Annotated in this window: 15 protein-coding genes and 1 pseudogene; 7 read left to right on the top strand and 9 right to left on the bottom strand. The window is 54.1% G+C overall.

The window, feature by feature from the left end; all coding sequences use genetic code 11:
- Positions 1-123: 123 nt before the first annotated feature.
- The 5 genes from ABD827_RS12305 to ABD827_RS12285 all read left to right on the top strand — a co-directional run bounded on the left by ABD827_RS12305 (position 124) and on the right by ABD827_RS12285 (position 7,237).
- Positions 124-1,227 carry a flagellar basal body P-ring protein FlgI gene (locus ABD827_RS12305; protein WP_425567995.1) on the top strand — a complete coding sequence of 368 codons (1,104 nt, stop codon included), beginning with the start codon at positions 124-126 and terminating at the stop codon, positions 1,225-1,227.
- 326 nt (positions 1,228-1,553) lie between these two features.
- Positions 1,554-2,552 (top strand): flagellar assembly peptidoglycan hydrolase FlgJ, encoded by a 999-nt coding sequence (gene flgJ, locus ABD827_RS12300; RefSeq protein WP_344965043.1) that lies wholly within the window; start codon positions 1,554-1,556, stop codon positions 2,550-2,552.
- A gap of 9 nt (positions 2,553-2,561) precedes the next feature.
- Complete coding sequence (gene flgK / locus ABD827_RS12295; protein ID WP_344965042.1) at positions 2,562-4,514, top strand: flagellar hook-associated protein FlgK; 1,953 nt, start codon at positions 2,562-2,564, stop codon at positions 4,512-4,514.
- A 9-nt stretch (positions 4,515-4,523) separates the two neighbouring features.
- Positions 4,524-5,795: a flagellar hook-associated protein FlgL gene (gene flgL / locus ABD827_RS12290; RefSeq protein ID WP_344965041.1), complete on the top strand. Its 1,272-nt coding sequence runs from the start codon at positions 4,524-4,526 to the stop codon at positions 5,793-5,795.
- Between the two features lie 77 nt (positions 5,796-5,872).
- Positions 5,873-7,237, top strand: a complete 1,365-nt coding sequence (locus ABD827_RS12285) for a UDP-glucose dehydrogenase family protein (RefSeq protein ID WP_344965039.1) — start codon at positions 5,873-5,875, stop codon at positions 7,235-7,237.
- 127 nt (positions 7,238-7,364) lie between these two features.
- Here the strand turns inward: ABD827_RS12285 and ABD827_RS12280 are convergent.
- The 9 genes and pseudogenes from ABD827_RS12280 to ABD827_RS12240 all read right to left on the bottom strand — a co-directional run bounded on the left by ABD827_RS12280 (position 7,365) and on the right by ABD827_RS12240 (position 18,970).
- Positions 7,365-8,949: pseudogene (locus tag ABD827_RS12280) on the bottom strand (IS1634 family transposase).
- A gap of 160 nt (positions 8,950-9,109) precedes the next feature.
- Complete coding sequence (locus ABD827_RS12275) at positions 9,110-9,781, bottom strand: sulfotransferase family 2 domain-containing protein (RefSeq protein ID WP_344965038.1); 672 nt, start codon at positions 9,779-9,781, stop codon at positions 9,110-9,112.
- Positions 9,782-9,902: 121 nt separating this feature from the next.
- Positions 9,903-10,679 carry a cephalosporin hydroxylase family protein gene (locus ABD827_RS12270; RefSeq protein ID WP_344965036.1) on the bottom strand — a complete coding sequence of 259 codons (777 nt, stop codon included), beginning with the start codon at positions 10,677-10,679 and terminating at the stop codon, positions 9,903-9,905.
- Between the two features lie 52 nt (positions 10,680-10,731).
- Positions 10,732-11,622, bottom strand: a complete 891-nt coding sequence (locus ABD827_RS12265; RefSeq protein ID WP_344965035.1) for an NAD-dependent epimerase/dehydratase family protein — start codon at positions 11,620-11,622, stop codon at positions 10,732-10,734.
- Positions 11,619-12,860 (bottom strand): methyltransferase domain-containing protein, encoded by a 1,242-nt coding sequence (locus ABD827_RS12260; protein WP_344965034.1) that lies wholly within the window; start codon positions 12,858-12,860, stop codon positions 11,619-11,621. Before ABD827_RS12260 ends, ABD827_RS12265 begins: the two co-directional genes overlap by 4 nt.
- Positions 12,857-13,417 carry a dTDP-4-dehydrorhamnose 3,5-epimerase family protein gene (locus tag ABD827_RS12255; RefSeq protein ID WP_344965033.1) on the bottom strand — a complete coding sequence of 187 codons (561 nt, stop codon included), beginning with the start codon at positions 13,415-13,417 and terminating at the stop codon, positions 12,857-12,859. Before ABD827_RS12255 ends, ABD827_RS12260 begins: the two co-directional genes overlap by 4 nt.
- A complete protein-coding gene (rfbG, locus tag ABD827_RS12250; protein WP_344965031.1) occupies positions 13,414-14,514 on the bottom strand; it encodes a CDP-glucose 4,6-dehydratase in 1,101 nt (366 codons plus the stop codon). The genes ABD827_RS12255 and rfbG overlap by 4 nt, the downstream gene beginning before the upstream one ends.
- Positions 14,511-15,281: a glucose-1-phosphate cytidylyltransferase gene (gene rfbF, locus ABD827_RS12245; protein ID WP_344965030.1), complete on the bottom strand. Its 771-nt coding sequence runs from the start codon at positions 15,279-15,281 to the stop codon at positions 14,511-14,513. Before rfbF ends, rfbG begins: the two co-directional genes overlap by 4 nt.
- 17 nt (positions 15,282-15,298) lie before the next feature.
- Positions 15,299-18,970, bottom strand: a complete 3,672-nt coding sequence (locus tag ABD827_RS12240; RefSeq protein WP_344965029.1) for an O-linked N-acetylglucosamine transferase family protein — start codon at positions 18,968-18,970, stop codon at positions 15,299-15,301.
- A 264-nt stretch (positions 18,971-19,234) separates the two neighbouring features.
- Between ABD827_RS12240 and ABD827_RS12235 the strand changes: the two genes are divergently transcribed.
- Complete coding sequence (locus ABD827_RS12235) at positions 19,235-20,713, top strand: flagellin (protein ID WP_344965027.1); 1,479 nt, start codon at positions 19,235-19,237, stop codon at positions 20,711-20,713.
- Positions 20,714-20,852: 139 nt separating this feature from the next.
- Positions 20,853-21,227, top strand: coding sequence for a flagellar protein FlaG (locus ABD827_RS12230; protein WP_344965025.1), 375 nt, complete (start codon positions 20,853-20,855; stop codon positions 21,225-21,227).
- Positions 21,228-21,230: the final 3 nt, after the last annotated feature.

Here is a 21,230-nt window from a genome sequence, read left to right as displayed (position 1 = left end):
CCCCCTGAATACGGACGGTCAGAATAACGCCGGGGTGCAACGCAAGGGGAGGGTTGGGGGGGGGGGTTACTGCAGTTTGCATATTTTGCTTACGGCTGAAAGTTTTGTTTTCAGGAGAAATACATGAAGCAGCTCACTGCGATATTACTGAGCTTAACCTTACTGGCTGGTGCCTTAATGCCCGCCCAGGCCGCCCGCATCAAAGACATCAGCTCGGTGGCCGGGGTGCGCGCCAACCAGCTGGTGGGTTACGGCCTGGTGGTGGGCCTGCCCGGTACCGGCGAGCGTAACAACGCCTTTGCCGCCCAGACCTTTCGCACCATGCTCAACAACTTCGGTATTACCGTACCCGATAACATGCGGCCCAAGATGAACGACGTGGCGCCGGTGGCGGTGCATGCCGAGTTGCCGGCCTTTGCCAAGCCGGGCCAGACCATAGACGTGACCGTTTCTGCCATTGGCGAGGCCAAGAGCCTGCGCGGCGGCACCCTGCTGCAGACTTTTCTGAAAGGGGTGGACGGTCGGGTTTATGCCCTGGCCCAGGGCAGCCTGGTGGTGGGCGGCCTGGGTGCCGAGGGGGCCGATGGCTCTTCCATCATGATCAATATTCCCACCGTGGGCCGTATTCCCGGTGGTGCCATGGTAGAGCGCGAAGTACAAAACTCCTTTGGCCGTGGCGATACCATTACCTTTAACCTACACCGTTCCGACTTTACCACCGCCAAACGCATGGCCGAGGTGATCAATGATCTGGTCGGCCCCAACAACGCCCAGGCGCTGGATGCGACCTCGGTACAGGTGTATGCACCGCGCGATCCGGGGCAGCGGGTCAGTTATCTGTCTACGCTGGAAAACCTGACCGTAGACGTGGCCGACGAAGCTGCCAAAATCATCGTCAACTCGCGCACCGGCACCGTAGTGATTGGCCAGACGGTACAGCTGAAACCGGCGGCCATTACCCACGGCGGCCTGACCATTACCATTTCGGAAAATCCTCAGGTGTCTCAGCCCAATGCGCTGGCCGGTGGCGAAACCGTGGTGGTGCCCAACAGCAACATCAACGTAGAACAGCAAGACGGCCGCATGTTCAAGCTGGATACCGGCACCACCCTGGACGACCTGGTACGGGCGATTAATCAGGTCGGCGTGGCCCCCGGCGACCTGGTTGCCATACTCGAAGCCCTGCGCCAGGCCGGCGCCATACAGGGCGAGCTGGTGATTATTTAATTGAATGTGAGGAGTGAGGAGTAGGGTCGAATTTATTCGACCGCTTGGTTTCTGGTGTTTTGTAGCTGCCGCTTTAGCTGGCAGGCCCAGCAACGCTGGGCAATACAAACGCAGGGTGTTCAGGTAATGGCGCCGTACCTGCAAATGCCGATTCGGCTGCAGGATTGCGCCGAATAAATTGGCGCCTACAGGGTATCTCCCGTCGGCAAGTCCGGCATGACAATAACCCCGGGATCCTGATGACCATAAGGACCCCGATTTTAGACTCTGGTTTTACTTATCGCTTCCAGCTTATGGCTTATAGCTTTGTTTCAAGGAGTAACGGCATGAAACCCACCGACTCATTCAATAACAGCCTGCTGGTCAACGACATTCAGGGGCTGGACAAGCTGCGCCAGCAGGGCTTTGAGCAAGACCGTGGCAAGGCGCTGGACGAAGCGGCGCGCCAGTTCGAGAGCCTGTTCACCCAGCAGCTGTTCAAGTCGATGCGTGCCGCCAACAAGGTGTTCGAGTCCAACAGCCCGATGAACAGCCGTTACACCCAGCATTATCAGGACATGCACGACCAGCAGATGTCCGCCGAGCTTAGCCGGCAGGGCAGTTTGGGGCTGGCCGATCTGGTTGCCCGCCAGCTGGGGGGTGAGCAAAACAAGGTGGAGCCCCCGGCCAAGCACTTTGAACTGACCGATGTGCGTCGAATTTCCGGCAAGGTGGTGCGGCCACTTGAGCAGAGCCCGGACGACACAGTCGAGGCCAAGCCGGACTCTAAACCGGCCGCAGAACAAGCCCGGCCGCCATTGCAGGCCGCCGCTAACGGCCCGGATACCGTTATCTACAACGCCAGCGAGCCGTTTCGCTCACCCGAAGATTTTGTGCGTCGCCTGTTGCCGGCGGCGACCGAGGCAGGCAAGCGCATGGGCCTGCCGCCCGAGGCCATGCTGGCGCAGGCGGCGCTGGAAACCGGCTGGGGTAAAAAGATCATCGGCCAAAAAAATGGTGATTCCAGCCATAATCTTTTCGGCATCAAGGCCGATAACAGCTGGAAGGACTCAAAAACCTGGGTCAGCACCCTGGAATATGAGCAGGGCATAGCCGTAAAGGTGCAGGCGCCGTTTCGTGCCTATGGCTCGTTCAACGACAGCTTTAACGACTACGTGAATTTTTTACACGACAACCCGCGTTACGGCGAGGCGTTGCAGCAAACCGACTCGCCCCGGCAGTATTTCAATGCCTTGCAAGAAGCCGGCTATGCTACCGACCCCAAATATGCCGACAAGCTGAGTTCCATTTTCAATACCGTAACCCGACTGGCATCACAAGCATAAGGACACATCATGGCTGTTGATATGTATCAAACCGGCGTAAGTGGCCTGCTGGCGGCACAAGGTCAGCTGGCCACCACCGGCCATAACATTGCCAACGTCAATACCGAAGGCTTCAGTCGCCAGCGGGTAGAGCAAATGACCACGATGCAGATGTATTCGGGGGGGCAGTTTTACGGCACCGGTACCCGGGTCACCGACGTGACCCGCATGTATCAGGAATACGCCTTCAAGGACGTACTCATCAATAATACCGAGAAGGCGGGCGCAGAAGCCCTGTATAACCACCTGAGCTTTCTCGACAAGGGCCTGACCAGCACCAACCAGGGCATTGCCGCCAGCCTGGATGACTTATACGGCGCCATTAACGCCGTGGCAGATAACCCGGGCAACCTGGGTAACCGGGAACTGATGCTGGCCAACGCCAACGACATTACCAACCATTTCAACGAGTATTACAGCGCACTCGAACAGGAAATGACCATCAAGAACCGGGATATCGAATCCCGCGCCGAGCATGTCACGTCCATCACCGCCGGCATTGCCGAGCTTAATCAGCAAATCATGAATTCGGGCCTTAACGGCACCCCCAACGACCTGCTCGACCAGCGCGACCGACTGATCCAGGAGCTGGGGCAGGAAGTACAAATTACCACCATAAAAGACAACAACGGCATGATCTCGGTGATGCTGGGCGGGCGTGAACCCTTGGTGAGCGGTAACCAGGCCTATGGCATGGAAGTAAGGCCCGGATCGCCGGATCCGCAACAAACCGAACTGTATCTGACCAGCCCCAACAACCCGGATCAGGCCACCCGCATCAAGGGCAGCCAGGCCCTGGGCGGAGAAATGGGCGCCCTGTTTCATTACCGCGATCAGGTATTAGGCCCCAACCTGAGCGACATGGGTAAAACCGCCATCGCCATTGCAGACGCCTTTAACCAGGTGCAGGCGCAGGGAGTAGATCTGAATGGCATTGCCGGCGAAAACTTCTTTAACGACATCAACGATCCCGGCGCCCAGGCTCGCCGTTTTATCGGCAACAACCCGGCCATCGGCGGCGAGGTTGAAATTACCGATACCGGCAAACTGACCGGCGGCGAGTACACGCTTAAATACCAAACCAATGGTGATTATCTGTTAACCGATGTCACCACCGGTGAATCGTTCGGCATTAATGCGGCAGATATAGATAACTCATCGCCCCCTGCACAAACTATTAATATGCCGGATCTGGGCTTCAGCTTTACCTTGAACGACGTACCCAACACGGGTGACGAAATGCAGCTAAGGCCCACTCGTCAGGGCGGCAACGATCTTCAGGTAAATCTGAATACCGGTGATCAGATTGCCGTGTCCGGCTCGGTGATGGTCAGCCCCAATAAAGACAATACCGGCACCGCTAAACTCGGTATCAAATTGGTTGAACCCACAGCACCGGCCACGGCCATTCCGGAAGCGGCTTATCCGCTGAGTGTTAAATTTGATGGCACTGATTATGTTGTGACGGATAAAGATGGCACGTTGCCAGCCTTGTTCACCGGCGTGCCGGATGGTGATGGCAATATCACCTTTGGTGACGTACAGCTCGGCGTTAAAGGCGAGGCCAAGGAATTTGATCAGTTCGCCATCGAACAGGCCCAAGGCTCGGGCAACAACACCAACGCCCTGGCCTTTGCCGAGCTGCAAAACAAGAAATGGCTTAATAACGGCAAGTCGACCGTGACCGACAGTTTGAATAAAACCGCGGTAGAGCTGGGCGGTCTCACCAAAAACCAGCGGGTGAAAGCCATGGCTGCCGAGGCGGCTTATGACCAGTCTTACGACCGTATGCTGTCGACCTCCGGGGTCAACCTGGATGAAGAGGCCGCCAACCTGCTGCGTTTTCAGCAGTCCTATATGGCTTCGGCCCGGGTGGTGACCGTGGCATCCGAGACCATGAATACCCTTCTGCAGATACGCTAAGGAATCACGATGCGAGTAGCCAGTTTTCAGTTTATTCAGCGCAACCTGGACAATATCAGTGGCCGCACTTCCGAGGCCAACCGGCAGCTGGGGCAGCTGTCGTCCGGCAAGCGAGTGGAATACGCCAGTGACGATCCGGTCGCTGCTAACGGCATTCTCAACTACAAGCAGGAATTGCGTAAGCTCGACCAGTACCAGAGCAATATCAACCTGGCCGAGAACCGCCTGCGCCGTGAAGAAACCGGCCTGACCAGCGCTGAAAATATTACCCAGCAGGTAAAAGAGATCATGCTGGGTGCCAACAACCCGGCGATTACCCAGAAAGAACGCGATGCCTACAAGAACGTGCTGCAAGGTCGTATCGATGAAATGCTTGATATCGCCAATACCAAAGACGAATTTGGCCAGGCCATATTCGGCGGTTTTCAGACCGACACCGACCCCTTTACCCGCCAGCCCGGCGGCAATGTGACCTATTCCGGCGACAGTGGTCAGCGGGAGATGATGGTGGGCGACAGCGTCAAGGTGGGGATCAACCACGACGGTGACTTGGTATTTGGCGGTGTGCCTAACCCGCGCGGCGATTTTACTGCAAGTTATCAGCTGGGTGACGAATCTAGAGAAGACCAGGTGCGGGTAGAAAGCGCCAATATTGCAGACCGTGCCAATTTTAGTGATCAAGAGCGCTATACCGTCGAGTTTGTTGGCGTGATACCTGCCGATCCAGAGTCGGAAGAAGTGTTTTATCAGATTAAAGATGAGAGCGGAGCTGTTATCTTACCTACTGATCCTAACGATCCGCTAATGCAGTTAGCTTACGAACCGGGTAAGAAAATTGAGGTAGATGGTTTAGAGATAGTAGTAAAAGGCGAAGCCAAAATAGGCGATAAAATCGAGCTTAATTCCACAGTACAAGACGGTACCGGTCAGGATGAGCGTGGTGCATTCGACATTTTAAACAGGGCCAAAGAGTGGCTCGAGAGTGACGGCCACACTCCCAGCGGCCAGAGTGAAATGATCGACATCCTTGACGAGCTGGATGCCATGGGCGGCCACTTCACTCAGGTACGAGCCGACACCGGTAACCGCATGCAGCGGCTGGACAACCAGAAAGAGACCCACGCCGACATGACGCTTACACTGGAAAAACTGCGCAGCGGCATGGAAGATCTGGACTACGCCAAAGCCACCGGCGAATTCAGCCAGACCATGGTCGCCCTGCAAGCGACCCAGACCATGTTCGGCAAGGTACAGAACATCAGTTTGTTTAATTACATCTGATCCATGTTGGATGGAGATTATATTGAGTCATTACTGACTGACAGTGATGGCTTTTCTATTTAAAGTGGGGAATGTTGATGAAGATCACCGTGTTTGGATCCGGCTATGTGGGCCTGGTGGCAGCTGCCTGCCTGGCCGATGTGGGACATCAGGTGATATGCATGGACGTAGACGCCGAGCGTATTACGGCGCTACTGAATGGCCAAACTCCTATTTTTGAACCCGGTTTGCAAGAGCTTATTGCCAGTAATCGCGCCGCCGGACGTTTGCTGTTTAGCCATGATATTGAGCAGGCGGTGCACTTCGGTACTTTGCAGTTTATCGCGGTAGGTACTCCGTCAGATGAAGACGGCAGTGCCGATTTACAGTATGTGCTGCAAGTGGCACAGAATATTGGGCGTTACATGTGCGAGCCCAAGGTTATCGTCAATAAATCGACGGTACCGGTCGGTACGGCCGACAAGGTTTCGGCGATCATCGCCGGCCAACTCGAACACAGAGATATGGCACTGAATTATGAAGTGTGCTCCAACCCGGAGTTCATGAAGGAAGGGGCGGCGATCGAAGACTTTACCCGCGGCCCTCGTATTATCGTGGGTACCGACTCCGAATGGGTAATGAGCACAATGCGGGAATGTTATGGACCATATAACCGCAATCACGACAAACTCATGTTTATGGGCGTGCGGGCCGCCGAGCTGACCAAATACGCAGCCAATGCCATGCTGGCCACCAAAATCAGCTTTATGAATGAAATGGCCAGTCTGGCCGAACACCTGCAGGTAGATATAGAAGAAGTGCGCCAGGGCATTGGCTGCGACCCTCGCATTGGCTATCACTTTATCTATCCCGGCTGCGGCTATGGCGGCTCCTGCTTCCCCAAGGATGTGCGCGCACTGTGTCACACTGCCGAGCAGCTGAGCCAACCCAGCCAGCTGCTGCGAGCGGTTGAAGCGGTAAATGAGCGCCAGAAAACCGTCTTGTTCAGCAAGCTGCATCAGGCCTTTAACGGTGATCTGGCCGGCAAAACTATTGCCGTGTGGGGGCTGGCCTTCAAGCCGGGCACAGACGACATGCGCGAAGCCCCCAGCCGGGTGTTGATGGAAGCCTTGTGGCAAGCCGGTGCGCGCGTACAGGCTTATGATCCCAAAGCGATGGAGGAGTGTCGGCGGTTATACGCGGATCAGTTACAGGCTTCCAATTTAAATAATGACGCTGAGCTGCTGCTTTGTATCAGCAAGGAAGAAGCAGTTTATGAAGCTGATGCACTGGTGATCTGCACCGAATGGAAAGAATTCAGGGCGGTGGATTTTTACTGGCTGAAGCTGCAGTTGCGCGCTGCAATATTAGTGGATGGGCGTAATCTGTATGAGCCTGATACTGTACGCCATGCCCGATTAATATACTTTGGGGTGGGGCGCACTACTGACCTTGTTCTCTAAATATAATGTGGGACACGAAATTTAAATATGAAAATCAATCGCTTATTGAGAATTATCTATTAAATTATAGGAGTTAGGTCAGTAACTTACCTATTTATAATGATATTTCCGACATTCCGCACCTAATTCAGGAATAAATGCCCAGGTAACGTTTGCCGAGTGCTTCAAGAATGGTCTGTTGCGGCGGCTGAAGATTGATAATGAGCGGTGTTTCGTCTCCCACCGACAGTTCATGAATGCCGCTAAAGCACAGGAATACCCACCGCGCGGTGGGATTCTGGCTCGATTTGTTCTTCATGTCCGGGAAACTGAGATCTTTCTGTCGTAGTGACTGCCGGATGCGGTGCTCCAGCGCTGCATAAATCATCAGGCTACAGGTCATCACCATCAGCAATGCCTCGATGCGCTCTGGTTTTTTTCAGGAACAGGGAAGAGGTTAAAAACTCCGGGCTTTTCAGAAAACGGAAGCCGCGTTCTACCGTCTGTTGGGATTTGTAGATTGCGAGGAGTCCGGCCATGTCCAGATGGTCGCTCAGATCGTTGGTCGCCAGGATAAATATTCCCGCCTGCTCCTTGGCCGTGGCCACTTTATCCAGGCAGGTCACCGCCTGGCCGGTTAGCTTGTAGTCGATTCTTTCCGGGGCTGACCTTTCTTTGGGCGGCCCTTTCCGCTATAAATCGGCTGTGCCAAGGTGTTTCCCTGCTCTATCCGCAACACGCTGAGTCCACGGCTGAACTCGGCTAGGGCCTGCTCTGCACCTTGCTGACAGGCAAAGCGTTTTTTGCATAATTGCTGGAACTGTTTGAGCTCACGCGTGCCGGTTTTGAGCAGATTTTTGGTGACCGTCTGTTGTTCACGTTTGGTGGCCTGTTCGCTGCGCACCAATAACCAGCGTTGCGGTACACCGGCATAATCGGCCTCGATCCAGTAGCCATGGTAGCCATCCCCCAAGGTCTCCAGTCGCTCCGTTTGTAGGTTCGAGACGGCATGCTTGGCATCCTTCAGTGTCATCGGCACTCGAGTCACGAATAGCTGCTCCTGCTGATGCAGGGCTGAAAGCGAATCGGCCGTATAGAGTGCGGCATCACCGACGAAATAACGGCTTTGCTGTGCGGCTTGCAGGGACTGCACATGCTGGCGGGTCACTTCCGCAAAGGCTTTCTGGTCATTGGTATTGCCGCTCAGCGCCTGCATGTAGACCGGCAGTCCAGCCTGATTCTCGCAGATCAGCTCCAGGATGACCTGATTCAGCTCTGGCCGATGATCTCGGCTACCAATTTGATGCAAGCAGGGTCCTCTTCGTCACGCTCATAGGCACCATCCACATGGAAGCTGGTGATCGAGGTGGACCGCCGTACTGTTCAATCCCAGCCGGGCGACGACTTGCTTGGCCATGACCTGGTAAAGCGCGGACACATCGGCCCCAACGTCCCAAGGCATCATCATTGAGATGCTCAGGCAGAATACCGGGGCGTAGCAGGCGTTCGGTGGGCTTATCGGCAAAAAACTGGGGAAACATGTGCAGATTGCGACTGTGAAATCCCGGACCATTGATGATCATGGCCACCAGGGCTTCACCGTGAGAGACCTGATAATCTCCTTGCTTCGGCACGATGGCATCGACCATCTGGGCCAGTCCCAGTTCACGGTACATTCCAGCCACCAAGCCTAGGTGATCGAGGTTTTTAATGCGATAAGAAGGAGTTGCCATGCTGCTGCCGCCAAATAGATGTAATAGATCAAACTGGCGGATCGGTGTCAAGCACCGGAAATCAGAAAATCAGGTGAGGAATGACGGATATTTAATTTTGTTTTCTGTTCAGCCAGCTCTTTTGGAAGTGCTGGCTGACAGTTTTCACTTGATTTTTTATTTATATCTTGTAGCCGAAAGCAAAGAAATCGTCTTTGTAAAATCTGACAATATTATCGTAATGCTTTTCAAAGGAGGCCTCTATTACGTTATCTTTTGTTGACTTTTTTTCATGCCGGTCGAATAACGAGGGGGGTATTTCATTTTCATTACTTTCAGGAAAAAAACCAAAAGGTAGTACTTCTTTTTTGTTCGGATGGCGAAAGCTTAAAAATAAATCTCTTGCCTTGCTTGTTGCGTTGCCCTCTAATTTGAATACATTAACATTCTGGTTCTTTGGTATAAATTCTATTTGAGGTCTTATATGGTTATCATATATGTAGCTATTTTTATAGTAGCTACTGAACATCTCCTCAACCCATTCATCTACACCTAGGCTCGTCAAGTGTTGCCTGCGCTGCCAATAGTACTCAGATTTGAATCTTATGAAAGGGTTTCTGACCACTGTGAAGATGGAGTCAAATGCATCAAGATTTAATATTTCGGACAGGGGTTGAGCGTGCAAGTGTTGAAAAGAAGACCTGTAAACGCTGAGCTCGCTTAGCGGTTTCCCTCTAATGGAAAAGCTTTCTCTCCATCCTAAATCATTACCTATTCTCTCTATGCTTGAGCCGGCAGATTTTGGTATGTGAATGAATAAAATATTTTTTTCATTTTTTGTGAAAATAGGCAATGGATACTCCTGATAAAATTGAAGTGTAACTTCCGCTGATTTACTGTTTATTATTTAAGTAAAGGGCATCTTTGGTAAAGGTAATCGATAATGATGCGTGTTTACGCCCCTAAAGTATATTTTAATATTTGGAAATATTTCGCCTAATCCAAGCATGTGGCCAGTGAGTGATATTCTGATTCAGCTCGCTTTCATTAAAGGGCCAGGAGGGTTGTTCTATGGTGAACTCTTCATGGCTGGCAACAAAGTCTAGCGCAGCTCGTGCCGGATTGTCCTGGTGCCAAGCGGCATAACCCCTTGGCACATCGGTCAGGTCTAACATGATGCCATCAGTGGCCACTATGTAGGAGCCGGGAGTGACCAAAGGCGCATAGGTATTTAGTTCGTCCATCACATGCTGGTAACTGTGGTTGGAGTCGAGGATCACCAGCACGGTTTCGCCGGGCTTGGCGAGGGCATGCACCCGGTCGACCACTTCCGGTGCGGTGGAACTGCCCTCAATCAGGGTAATGCGATCACTGAGTGGATGAGCTTCAATGGCGCTACGGTTATGAGGGCGGATTTCAATATCGATGCCGACGACCCGGCCTTTTTCCATTGCCTTGCACAGGCTGGAGTAAAAAATTAGCGAACCGCCGTGGGCCACGCCGGTTTCAATGATTAGCTCCGGCTGCAGAGCAAAGATGACTTCCTGAATGCGCAGCATGTCTTCTGGTAGCTGAATAATGGGGCGGCCCATCCAGCTAAATGTATATGTATATTTCTGATTCCAGCCGACTTTGACCCAATGACGTGAAATTGTTTCAAAAGCTTCTTTTGAGTACAGTGGGAGCGTTTTTTCTTTGTCGTTTTCTACAATGAATAAGGTTTCATTTTCAGTGTCTAGAGTTATTTTCATTTCTTGATTCTGCCTATAAGTTTTTTTTAACGATGCTAATTTAAATAAAGTTTTAGTTAATGTGAGGGTTTAAGTTTTTTAGTTTAAAGGCTCTTATTCCTTTCTCTAGTGGCGTGTGGCAACACCAGCTAAGTTTAGTGAGTTTATTGATGTCTGCAGTTATCAATGGCGGCTCGTCTTGGCGGTCAACGCTTAGGTTTAGTAGTGGAAAAGGATCCTGATTCAATTCCTCGGCCATGTGTTTGATCAGCTCGGCAAGCCGCACCGGCTGGCCGGAACCGATGTTATAGGCACCCTGAGCTGGGCTGGTTAACAGGGTCAGAAAAGCGGCGGCTACATCCGATACATGGATGTAGTCCCGGCGGGCCTCGGTATTGATGGCAAACGCTGGACGTTGGCCTAGCAAGGCGTCGCGCACCGAAGGCAGTAGCTTGCCCACGGGCTCCCCCTGGCCGTAGGGAAAGAAAACTCGTCCCCAGGCTAAACGGACTTGATGCCGGTGGCACAGAGTTTCGTACTGCAGACGGGTGGCGTTCTTGGCCTGGCCATACAGGCTGGCCGGGTTCAAGGCGGTCTCGTCTTCACAGCAGAGGCCAAGGGACCAGTCGTATTCGGCGCAGCTGCCCGCCGCCACCAGGTGTTGACCACCTTGGGCGATAAAGGCCTGGGCCAGGCGTTGGCTGGCCCGCTGCCAGTCGGTGTTCAGCGGCGAGTGCCAGAACTGCCCGGGTTCGGTGTACCAGGCCAGGTGCAGCAGATGGCTGGCTTCGCAGCCTTTAAGCCGCAGTGCCAGATCATCGTGCAACAGATCGGCCTGAATAAAGCCGCCATCACCTGGCGGTCGGTGTCGGCCCAGCGTCAGGGTATCTATGCCTCTTTGTTGCAGCGCATCAAGCACGTGCCGGCCGATAAAGCCGGTGGCGCCGGTCAGCAAGACTCTCATGCCTGCTCTGTCCCGTGTACCGTCAGCGCCGGAATGGCGACGACGAACCGGCTACCCCATTGGCGGACTGCGTCCAATTGTTGAATGAGTTCGTCGCGCAGGTTCCAGGGTAACAGCAGTACGTAATCGGGCTGGTCGTCCAGCAGGTGCTGCTCGGCCACGATGGGAATGCGGCTGCCGGGCATGAATTTGCCCTGCTTGGCCGGGTTCAGATCCACCACATAGGGCAACAGGTCCGGGCGCACGCCGGCAAAGTTCAGCAGGGTATTGCCCTTGGCGGCGGCGCCATAGGCCGCGACCTTGCAGCCTTGGCGCTTGGCGTTGAGCAAAAAGGCCAGCAGCTCATGCTTGATGTGCTCTGCCCGTTGCTGCAGGCCGGCATAAAAGGCCGGTTGTCTTATGCCGGCTTGCTCTTCGCAATTCACCCAGTGGGCCACGGCCGGCTCGATCGTTCGCTGGCCGGTGTCGGTCCGCTGGGCAAAGACCCGCAGGCTGCCGCCGTGGGTGGGCAGAGACTCAACGTCAAACACCGTCAGTCCGTGCTGCTGGAAAATGCGTTCCACCGCAGTCAGGGACAAATAGGAGTAGTGCTCGTGATAGATGGTGTCGAACTGGTTCTGCTGCACCAGATTCAGCAGATGGGGAAACTCAAAGGTGGCCACGCCATCAGGCGTCAGCAGCAGCGGAAAACCGGCGACAAAGTCATTTATGTCCGGCACATGAGCCAGCACATTGTTGGCGACCATCAGGTTCGCCTGTTGGCCCTCGTCGGCCAGGCGCCGGGCCAGAGCGCGGCCGAAGAAATCCTCGACCACGGTGAGTCCCTTGTCCCGAGCGGCCCGCGCCGTGCTGGCTGTGGGCTCGATGCCGTAGCAGGGCAGGCCGGCGGCCTGCACATATTGCAGCAGATAGCCGTCGTTGGCCGCCACTTCCACCACTCGTTGAGCGGTCGTCAGCCCGAAACGGCCGATCATGTCGTCCACGTAACGGCGGGCATGATCCAGCCAGGAGCGGGAAAATGAGCTGAAATAGGCGTAATCGGCGTCGAACAGCTGCTCTCGCTGAGCGTGGTCCTCGGTCTGCACCAGCCAGCATGCCTCGCACACCAGAATATGCAGCGGATACCAGGTCTCGGGCGTGGCCAGTTGCTCCGCGGTCAGGTAGGCATTGGAAGGCGGGGCGCTGCCGAGATCGAGAAACGATAGCGTCAGCTCATGCTGACAATGACGACATTTCATCTACTAACTCCTTCAAAGCCGGGCTCGATCAAGGGAAACGCCTGGTCCCGCGCCGACAGATTTTTGACAGCTAGCGGCCAGAGAATGGCCAGGGCCGGATCGTCGACGCGCAGGCCGGCCTCAAAGGCCGGTTCATAGCCGGCCGAGTGGCAATATATTAATTCGACATTCGGCGTCAGGGTCTGAAATCCGTGGGCGAAACCGGTGGGGATCAGCAGGGCGTTGTCCTCGTCGGCATCCAGGGTTTCGGCGTGCCAGTGCAGAAAAGTGAAGGAGTCGGGACGCATGTCCACCACCAGATCCCATATGCGGCCCTGCAGGCAACTGACCAGTTTCATTTCTTCATGGGGCGGACGTTGATAGTGCAGGCCTCGCACCGTGCCTTCATGTTGGGTAACGCTGTGATTGATCTGGGCAACCGGGCCCTGCCAGCCGGCTTGTTGCAGCGCCGTCGGGCAGAACAGGCGGCTGAACCGGCCCCGCTGGTCTTCAAAGCGGCGGCGGGTCAGGCGCTTCAGGCCCGGCAACGGCAGCTCGGTCACGGTAAAGGTGCTCATAAGAAGTCTGCCTCTTGTGCTGGCGCTATCCAGGGCTGGCCGCTGCGGCAGGCGGCGTCGAAATACTGTTGCAGCTGTTCCCGTGTTCGGGCCTGGCCGGTGGCGTAAAAGTGCCGGTACCAGGTCGCCGTCATGGCCAGGGCCTGCTCCAGGCTCCACACCGGCTGCCAGTTGAGCTCGGTGTGGGCCCGGGCGCAGTCGAGGTAAAGCTGCCGGGCTTCATGGGGCTGGGGAGTCGTGCCGGTGTGCCAGTTCAGTTCGGGCCAGTGTTCTTGCAGACTGGTCAGTACTTGCTGCACGGAGCGGTTATCGGCGAGTGCCGGGCCGAAGTTCCAGGCCTGAGCCGCGCTGGCGTCTCTCTCCAGCAGATGTTGCCCCAGCAGCAGATAACCTGACAGGCATTCCAGCACATGCTGCCAGGGGCGGGTGGAGTGGGGCGAACGTATCTCCAGCGGTTGCCCCTGGGCGAGGGCCCGCACCAGATCGGGGATCAACCGGTCTTCGGCCCAGTCGCCACCACCGATGACGTTGCCGGCCCGGGCGCTGGCGATCAGTAATGATGACTGGGGCGGTCCGAAAGAGCGACGGTAGCTGTCGATCAGCAGCTCGCAAGCGGCCTTGGAGGCGCTGTAGGGATCATGGCCGCCCAAAGCGTCGGACTCCCGGTAGCCCCAAGCCCATTCCTGGTTCTGGTAGACCTTGTCGGTGGTGATCATGACGGCGGCCCGAGCGCTGCTCACTTGGCGGCAGGCGTCCAGCACATGGGCACTGCCCATCAGGTTGCTGGACCAGGTATCCAGTGGCGCCCGGTAGGAACGCCGCACCAGGGGCTGGGCCGCCAGGTGAAACACCAGCTCCGGTTGAACTTGTTCGACCAGGCGCAGCACCAGTTCGGCATCGCGAATGTCACCACGCACATCGGTGGCGCTGGTGTTTAGCAGTTGCCAGTGGTTGGGCGTTCCTTCAGGATCCAGCGCCAGGCCGATGACCTCGGCTCCCAGCTCGGTGAGCCAGGCGGTCAGCCAGCTGCCCTTGAAGCCGGTGTGGCCGGTGACCAGCACCCGTTTGCCTTCGTAAATATTGCCGAATTGGATCATGCCCAGCACTTCCAGGGAGGAGTGCCGGTGGCCCAAAGATCTTCCAGCTGGTTCTTGTCCCGCAGAGTGTCCATGGCCTGCCAGAATCCAGCGTGGCGGTAGGACATCAGCTTGCCTTCATGGGCCAGCCGATCCAGCGGCTCGGCTTCCCAACTGGTCATGTCACCAGCGATATAGTCTATAACCTCGGGGTTGAGTACAAAGTAGCCACCGTTGATCCAGGCACCGTCACCGGCGGGTTTTTCCTGAAAGTTGTTGACCCGCTCTCCCTGCAGATTGAGCGCGCCGTAGCGGCCGGGGGGCTGAATGGCGGTAATGGTGGCGGGCTGGCCGTGGCTGTGGTGAAAGTTGATCAGTGCGCTGATGTCGATATTGGACACGCCGTCGCCATAGGTGAAGCAAAAGGGCTCGTCACCCAGGTGTTCCCGCACCCGCTTAAGGCGGCCGCCGGTCAGGGTGTGCTCGCCGGTGTCGATCAGCGTGACCCGCCAGGGCTCCACATAACGGTGGTGCACCTCCATACTGTTTTTCGACATGTCGAAAGTGACGTCGGACATGTGCAGAAAGTAGTTGGCGAAATACTCCTTGATCACATAGCCCTTGTAGCCGCAGCAGATGATGAAGTCATTAATGCCGTGATGGGAATACTGCTTCATGATGTGCCAGAGGATCGGTTTGCCGCCGACCTCGATCATCGGCTTGGGTTTGAGATGGGTTTCTTCCGAAATCCGGGTGCCGAGTCCACCGGCGAGTATGACTGCTTTCATGTCGATCCGTTTGCTAATCAATAAAGAGGGAGGCCGTCGATTTCCAGCAGCCCTGAAGTACCGAAGCGTTGCTCAAGCAAGCTGAGGATTTTATGTTCCAGATAGTGCTTAATTCTACTATCCCCACAATACAGTTCTGAAAAGTCATCGAGATAAAAACAATAGAAGTCATGCCGGCTCAGATAGTCCTTATTGCCAGAGATTCGTTCAGACTGAGTGCTGCTGCGTTGTTCGAAGTAACGCCGGTAATAGCAGGCTTCTTCAAGGAAATGCAGCTTGCCGTGCCATAACAGATGGCTGATAGTTACATGGTCTGCCGATATGGTCTTTCTTAGCACATGGCGCTGCAATGCCTGGCGGCGAAACAGAGAGTGAAAGATGGTGCAGTTGCCAAGCCCGGCGATGGAAGCCAGATATCGCTCCAGCCGATTATCAGAAGAGAAGTCGTATAGGGCTTCCTTGACCAGGCCGTGGCGTTGGCCGTTGAACACCGCATGGGGCTGGCCCAGCACCATGGCGGTCTGGGGGGAGCGGTCCAGCTCGGCGGCGGCGTAAACTAGGTAGTCGTCGGAGAGGTAATCATGGCCGCCCAGCCACATGAAATACTCGGACTGGCTGAGTGCAAAGGCGGCCTGAAAGTTGGGCATGGCACCTCGGTTTTCATGTTGCTGTAGCAAGGTAAAACGCTCGTCATTGCCGATGATATCGAGACATAGCTCGACACTTTGGTCGGTTGATGCGTTGTCGATGATAAGAAAATGCAAATCGTTCAGGGTTTGCCGTTTCAGCGAGGTCAGGGTTTCGCCCAGGTAGTCGGCCTCATTGTAGATGGGCACGCCGACGCAGACGCGGCTGGGGGCATGGGTGTAGCTTCCGGCCTTGATAATGCTGACTTGGCTCCAGTCCGCGGCCGTAGGCTCGGCGGCCGGCGCTGAGTGCGTTTTCAGCGGTTCGTCGATGACGGCGGCCTGGGTGCGGCGAATGGCATCTTGCGTGTTCATAGGGAGGCTTTTTAGGTAATCTGCGGCTTGGTCGATGTCCACGTTCTGAAGCAATTGATGTGCCAAGGCGTAGGATTCATATACCGCATGGAGCAAAAAGGCCAGTTTCAGGTGTTGGTTGGCACCAAGGGCGGCGCAGCGCTCAGCATTGGGAATAAAGACGGCGTCGGCGAAAAGCAATTGCTCATTGTGTGTGTCGCAGGCCTCCACCTTGTGCCGGTTGAACAGGCCGTGAAAGTTAAAGCCGAGCTCGTTCATTCGTTGCTGACACTCGGCGAGCGCCGCTTGCCCTTGATGGGTCGGCAAAAAATTGACCCGAATTTGGACCAGCAGCGGGTGGGCCAGGTTTTTTTTTCCGTTGGCAATAATGGCGCCGAGGTCATTCAGGTTGTCCAGCACCAGCCATTCTAGGGTATGAATGCCGGCGATATCGTCGAGCCGAATGGTATTAATGGGAACCTGTGCAATCTGCTGGTACTTCAATGCCGTCTGTTCGGGCTGCTGATCGAGGTCCAGTGGCAGCAAGGTTCCACTATAGGCGGGGTCTTGAGTAATGCTCAACATAACCTGTTCGCCATTGCCCAGGGTGGTCATGGGCACGTGTTGAAAATCACCATTTTGCTTCAATTGCTGGGCATTGGCGATGCGGCTTCCCGGATCGAGACACAAGGTGCTAAACGCATCCAGCTTATGAAAAACACTGAAGCGCTGTGAGCTAGAAAGAATGCCGCCATTATCCAGCGCTACTATCTTGCCGTTGAAACGAAACCGGAATTCATCCTCTTCAATCACCACGGGGGCTGCTGGTAATTGCAGCTTAATCTGTTCGGCTTCGTCTTCAAAGCGAGCCTGGCCTTCCTTATCCAGTATGAGTGCGGCGGGCGCCTTGTTTTCGCAGTGGCGCTGCCAGATGGCGCGCATGGCGTTACTGAAGTTACGAGCAAAACGGGGCGCATCACACAGCGGGGACTCCAGCAGCGCGGCCCTCAGATGGGAGCGGATATTCGACAGATTGTCCAGATCGCTGGCCAGGTGCACCACTATGTCGTGGTACTGCTGCCAGTCCTCGGCCACCAGTTGCCCCAGCCCTACATTGGTCAGGTGGGTGGCGGAATGGCGACCGGCAAAGGTGGGACCGGGCAGGGTGACCACGGGGACGCCCATGTACATTGCTTCGCAGGTGGTCAGACCGCCGGAATAGGGCCAGGGATCAAGGGCGATATCTATCTTGTTGTATGTTTGCAGCAGTTCGGCATGAGGAGAAGGGCCTTCTAGTAGAATACGATCTTCATTGATATCTAACTTGCTGAATTGCGCTTGGATATTGTTTCGCAAAGTTTCACTGCTGAATTGAAATCCTTTTAGCAGCAGTCGGGAGTTAGGCAAAGTGTGCATAATTCTGGCCCATTTTTCTAACAAAACAGCATTTAGTTTGGTTGGGTTGTTGAAGCAGCCAAGCGTGATGTAACCATTATATTTAGCCGGCGTAATATGTATGTCTGGAGTATAGATGGGCGAGTTGTAACAGATATAGTCATCCGGCATGCGAATGAGCTTCTCGGTATAAAATTCGTCTTCACCCTCGGGTGTTTCAATATTATCGCTCAGCAGATAGTCCATTGTGCTGAGTCCGGTGGTGTTGATTAGGCCGCCTACCCATTTGACCAGCAGAGGGGCAGGTTTCATGGACATGGTACGCATGTGGTTGCCACTGTTATGGCCGCAAAGATCGAACAGAATATCGATCTCATCTTCAATAAACTGTTGAGCTAGTTTCCGTTCGCTTAGATGAGTCACAGTCATCCATTTTGCGGACACATTTTTTATTCGTTGTGTTATGGCATCTTCAGACAGGTTAGTACTGTATGCATAAATTTTTATTTCATGGGTAGGTATCGATTCCAGAGCCGATGTAATCATCTGTCCCACGGGGTGGGTACGAAAACCATCAGAGATCATACCAATACGAAGAGTTTTGTCCGCTTTCAATGTGGTTGCAGGCTGACTAACTCTGAAGGATCTTTTCGCGTAACGCTCTTCCCAATTTTTATAAAGTTCTAACATCCTTTCTTTTGGATAGTTGGGGATGTAATGACAAAAGATAAGATAGTTATTGTACGCTGTGTCATCTTCACCAGAAAGTTTTATGGCTTCCAAGTAGCAACGTTCAGCCTCATTAAATAAGCCAACACCTTTGTAAAGATTAGCCAGGTTGTTCCAGTTGAAGTGGTGGGGTTTTCCATGTTTTATTATTTTTTCAAGGATGGCTGTTGCTTCACTATATCGGTTTAAGCCGCCCAGGATAATGCTTTTTTGCTCTTGGGTTAGTTGGTGTTCTGGCTGAGACTTTTCTGCAACTTCAATGTGATGGAGTGCAATTTGATTTTTATTGGCGTTATGATATAGCTTCGCCAACTCAAAGTTGGCTTCATGGTGATTTGGAGCAAGTGTTAAAATATTGTGGAAGCACCGAAGAGCATTTTTCGTTCCTCCTGAATCGCGATGGATTTTTCCTTTAAGCAGCAATACGGGAATGTCGTCAGAGTTCTCTGCCAAAGCTTGCTGTAGGGCACATATTGCTTTTTCCGGCTGCGAAGAGTGAAAATATTGTAGAGCCTTGTTCAAAATAAGGTTTGTTTGATCAGCATAATGAGCATGCTTTTCTATATTGCTTTTACTCTGCGCCATGAGACAGCCTCAATAGTGATAATATGACCCGTTACAAACAGCAGAACAGGATACAACCAGAAACCGTTGATGGTCTACCTTGAGTGTGCCTGAACAGCCGGGAGTAAATGAGTCCTAAAGTTGGTGGAGCCTGAGCCGATACCTAATGCACCCAAGGGAGCTGCGTAGTAAAAATTTTCCTAAAGTCATTTTTTTCACAGCCGATACCCTGAACAACACGACCTGACCGGCAGTGTGCCGGCAACCCTCAACGGAGAGTTTATTATGGCGATTACAGTCAACACCAACGTCACCGGCATGACCGCCCAGCGTAACCTGAATCAGTCTTCCAATGCCCTGGCCACCTCCATGGAGCGCCTGGCCACCGGCAGCCGCATCAACTCCGCCAAGGACGATGCCGCCGGTCTGCAAATATCCAATCGTCTGAACTCTCAGGTTCGCGGCCTGGGTGTTGCGATGAAGAATGCCAGTGACGGCATCTCCATCGCGCAGACCGCCGAAGGCGCAATGAACGAATCTACCAACATTTTGCAGCGTATGCGTGACCTGGCTCTGCAGTCATCTAACGGCACCAACTCTGCGGACGATCGCAAGGCAATACAGAAAGAAGTATCTGCCCTACAAAGCGAACTGACTCGCATTGCCGAGACTACCTCCTTCGGTGGTCAGAACCTGATCGACGGTACCTTCGGTAGCCGCACCCTGCAGGTAGGCGCCAACTCCAACGAAACCATCGACTTGAGCCTGAAGAGCGTGGCTGCCAATGCTATCGGCTCCAACCGGGTGACCCTAGCTGCCGGCACAACAGCAACGGCAGGACTGGGTGGTGGTATTACCGCCGTCGGTGCAATAACTACAGCAACTAACAATGGTATTGCTGCCGATACCATTACTATCAATGGCTCCGAGACCGCAACCGTGGCAGTTGCAAGTGGTGATTCGGCCAAGACCATAGCCTCAAACATCAACTCCGAAAGTGCCAACACCGGTGTAACCGCCGAAGCTCGCACCGAAGCGGTGATTTCTGGTCTGAGCGCTGCGGGTCAAATCAGTTTTGAACTGAATGGTACTGCTATTGCGGCTAACGTTTCCGATAAAAATGATTTGTCTACTTTGGCAGATGCTATCAACGCCAAGTCTTCTGAGACTGGCGTTAAGGCAACCGTGGACGGCGGCGAATTGACCATCGTTAACGACAGCGGCGAAAACATCAATATTGAAGACTTTAAGGGTGCAAATGCCACCCTGCAGGGTAAAGACATTGATGGCAACGATGCCGGTGATGCCGTGGCTCTGGCTACCGGTGCTCTTGACAGTACCATCGTGGCTGGCTCCATCCGCACCAACTCTAATGAGTCGTTCGCGCTTTCAGCGACCGGTGCAGCTACCACTCTCAACTTAACTGCAACTGCCGAGTTTTCTAAGCTTAATGCAGTTTCTGAGTTGGATTTTTCTACTCAAGGCGGCGCTCAGTCGGCAATTTCCGTTCTCGACGGTGCCATCGGTATGATCGACTCCCAGCGCTCCGACCTGGGTGCCATGCAAAACCGTCTGAACAGCACCATCAACAACCTAGCCAACACCCGTGAAAATGCGGCGGCCGGTATGTCTCGCATCAAGGATGTGGATTTTGCCCAAGAAACCGTGAACCTGACTAAGCAGCAGATTCTGCAGCAGGCCGGTACTTCTATTCTGGCGCAAGCCAAGCAAATCCCGCAGGCGGCACTGTCACTGCTGGGTTAATCGCTTAAAGCTACTACCGGGGGCTTTGCCCCCGGTTTTTCGCTGTTTAGCTTAATTTTCTGAAAATAAGGCAATTAAGCTAAACAGCGTTTTCATCAAGGTAAATGTGCACTGGCTACCAAGGCCCAAGGACATGACGATGGATACTCTTCCCGTAACGCAAAAAATACCTGTGCTGACCTCGGACGCTGGCCAAAAGCCTCAGGCTACAACTCAACCGGCGGGCAGTGAAGCCACGCAAACGACCCAGGCAGTGCAGGCGGCAGACAAGCCTGTAGCCTCAGAGCTTTCTACCGAACAGCTGGAAGAAATGGCCGGTCAGATGGAGTCTTTCATCGGCAGTTTCAACCGGGGGCTCAAGTTCAGAGTGGATGAAGAGTCGGGGCGAAATGTAGTGACGGTGGTAGATAATCACAGCGGTGATATCATTCGCCAGATCCCGTCTGAAGAACTGCTGGATGTGATCACCCGTCTGGCAGAAGCCTCTGGCGGGTTAATCGACACCAAAGCATAGGAG

The organism is Oceanisphaera sediminis (assembly GCF_039539745.1).
In the GTDB taxonomy this organism is placed as follows: domain Bacteria; phylum Pseudomonadota; class Gammaproteobacteria; order Enterobacterales; family Aeromonadaceae; genus Oceanimonas; species Oceanimonas sediminis.
The sequence above is the reverse complement of the archived record's forward strand: the minus strand, read 5'-3'. Positions and strand labels throughout refer to the sequence as shown.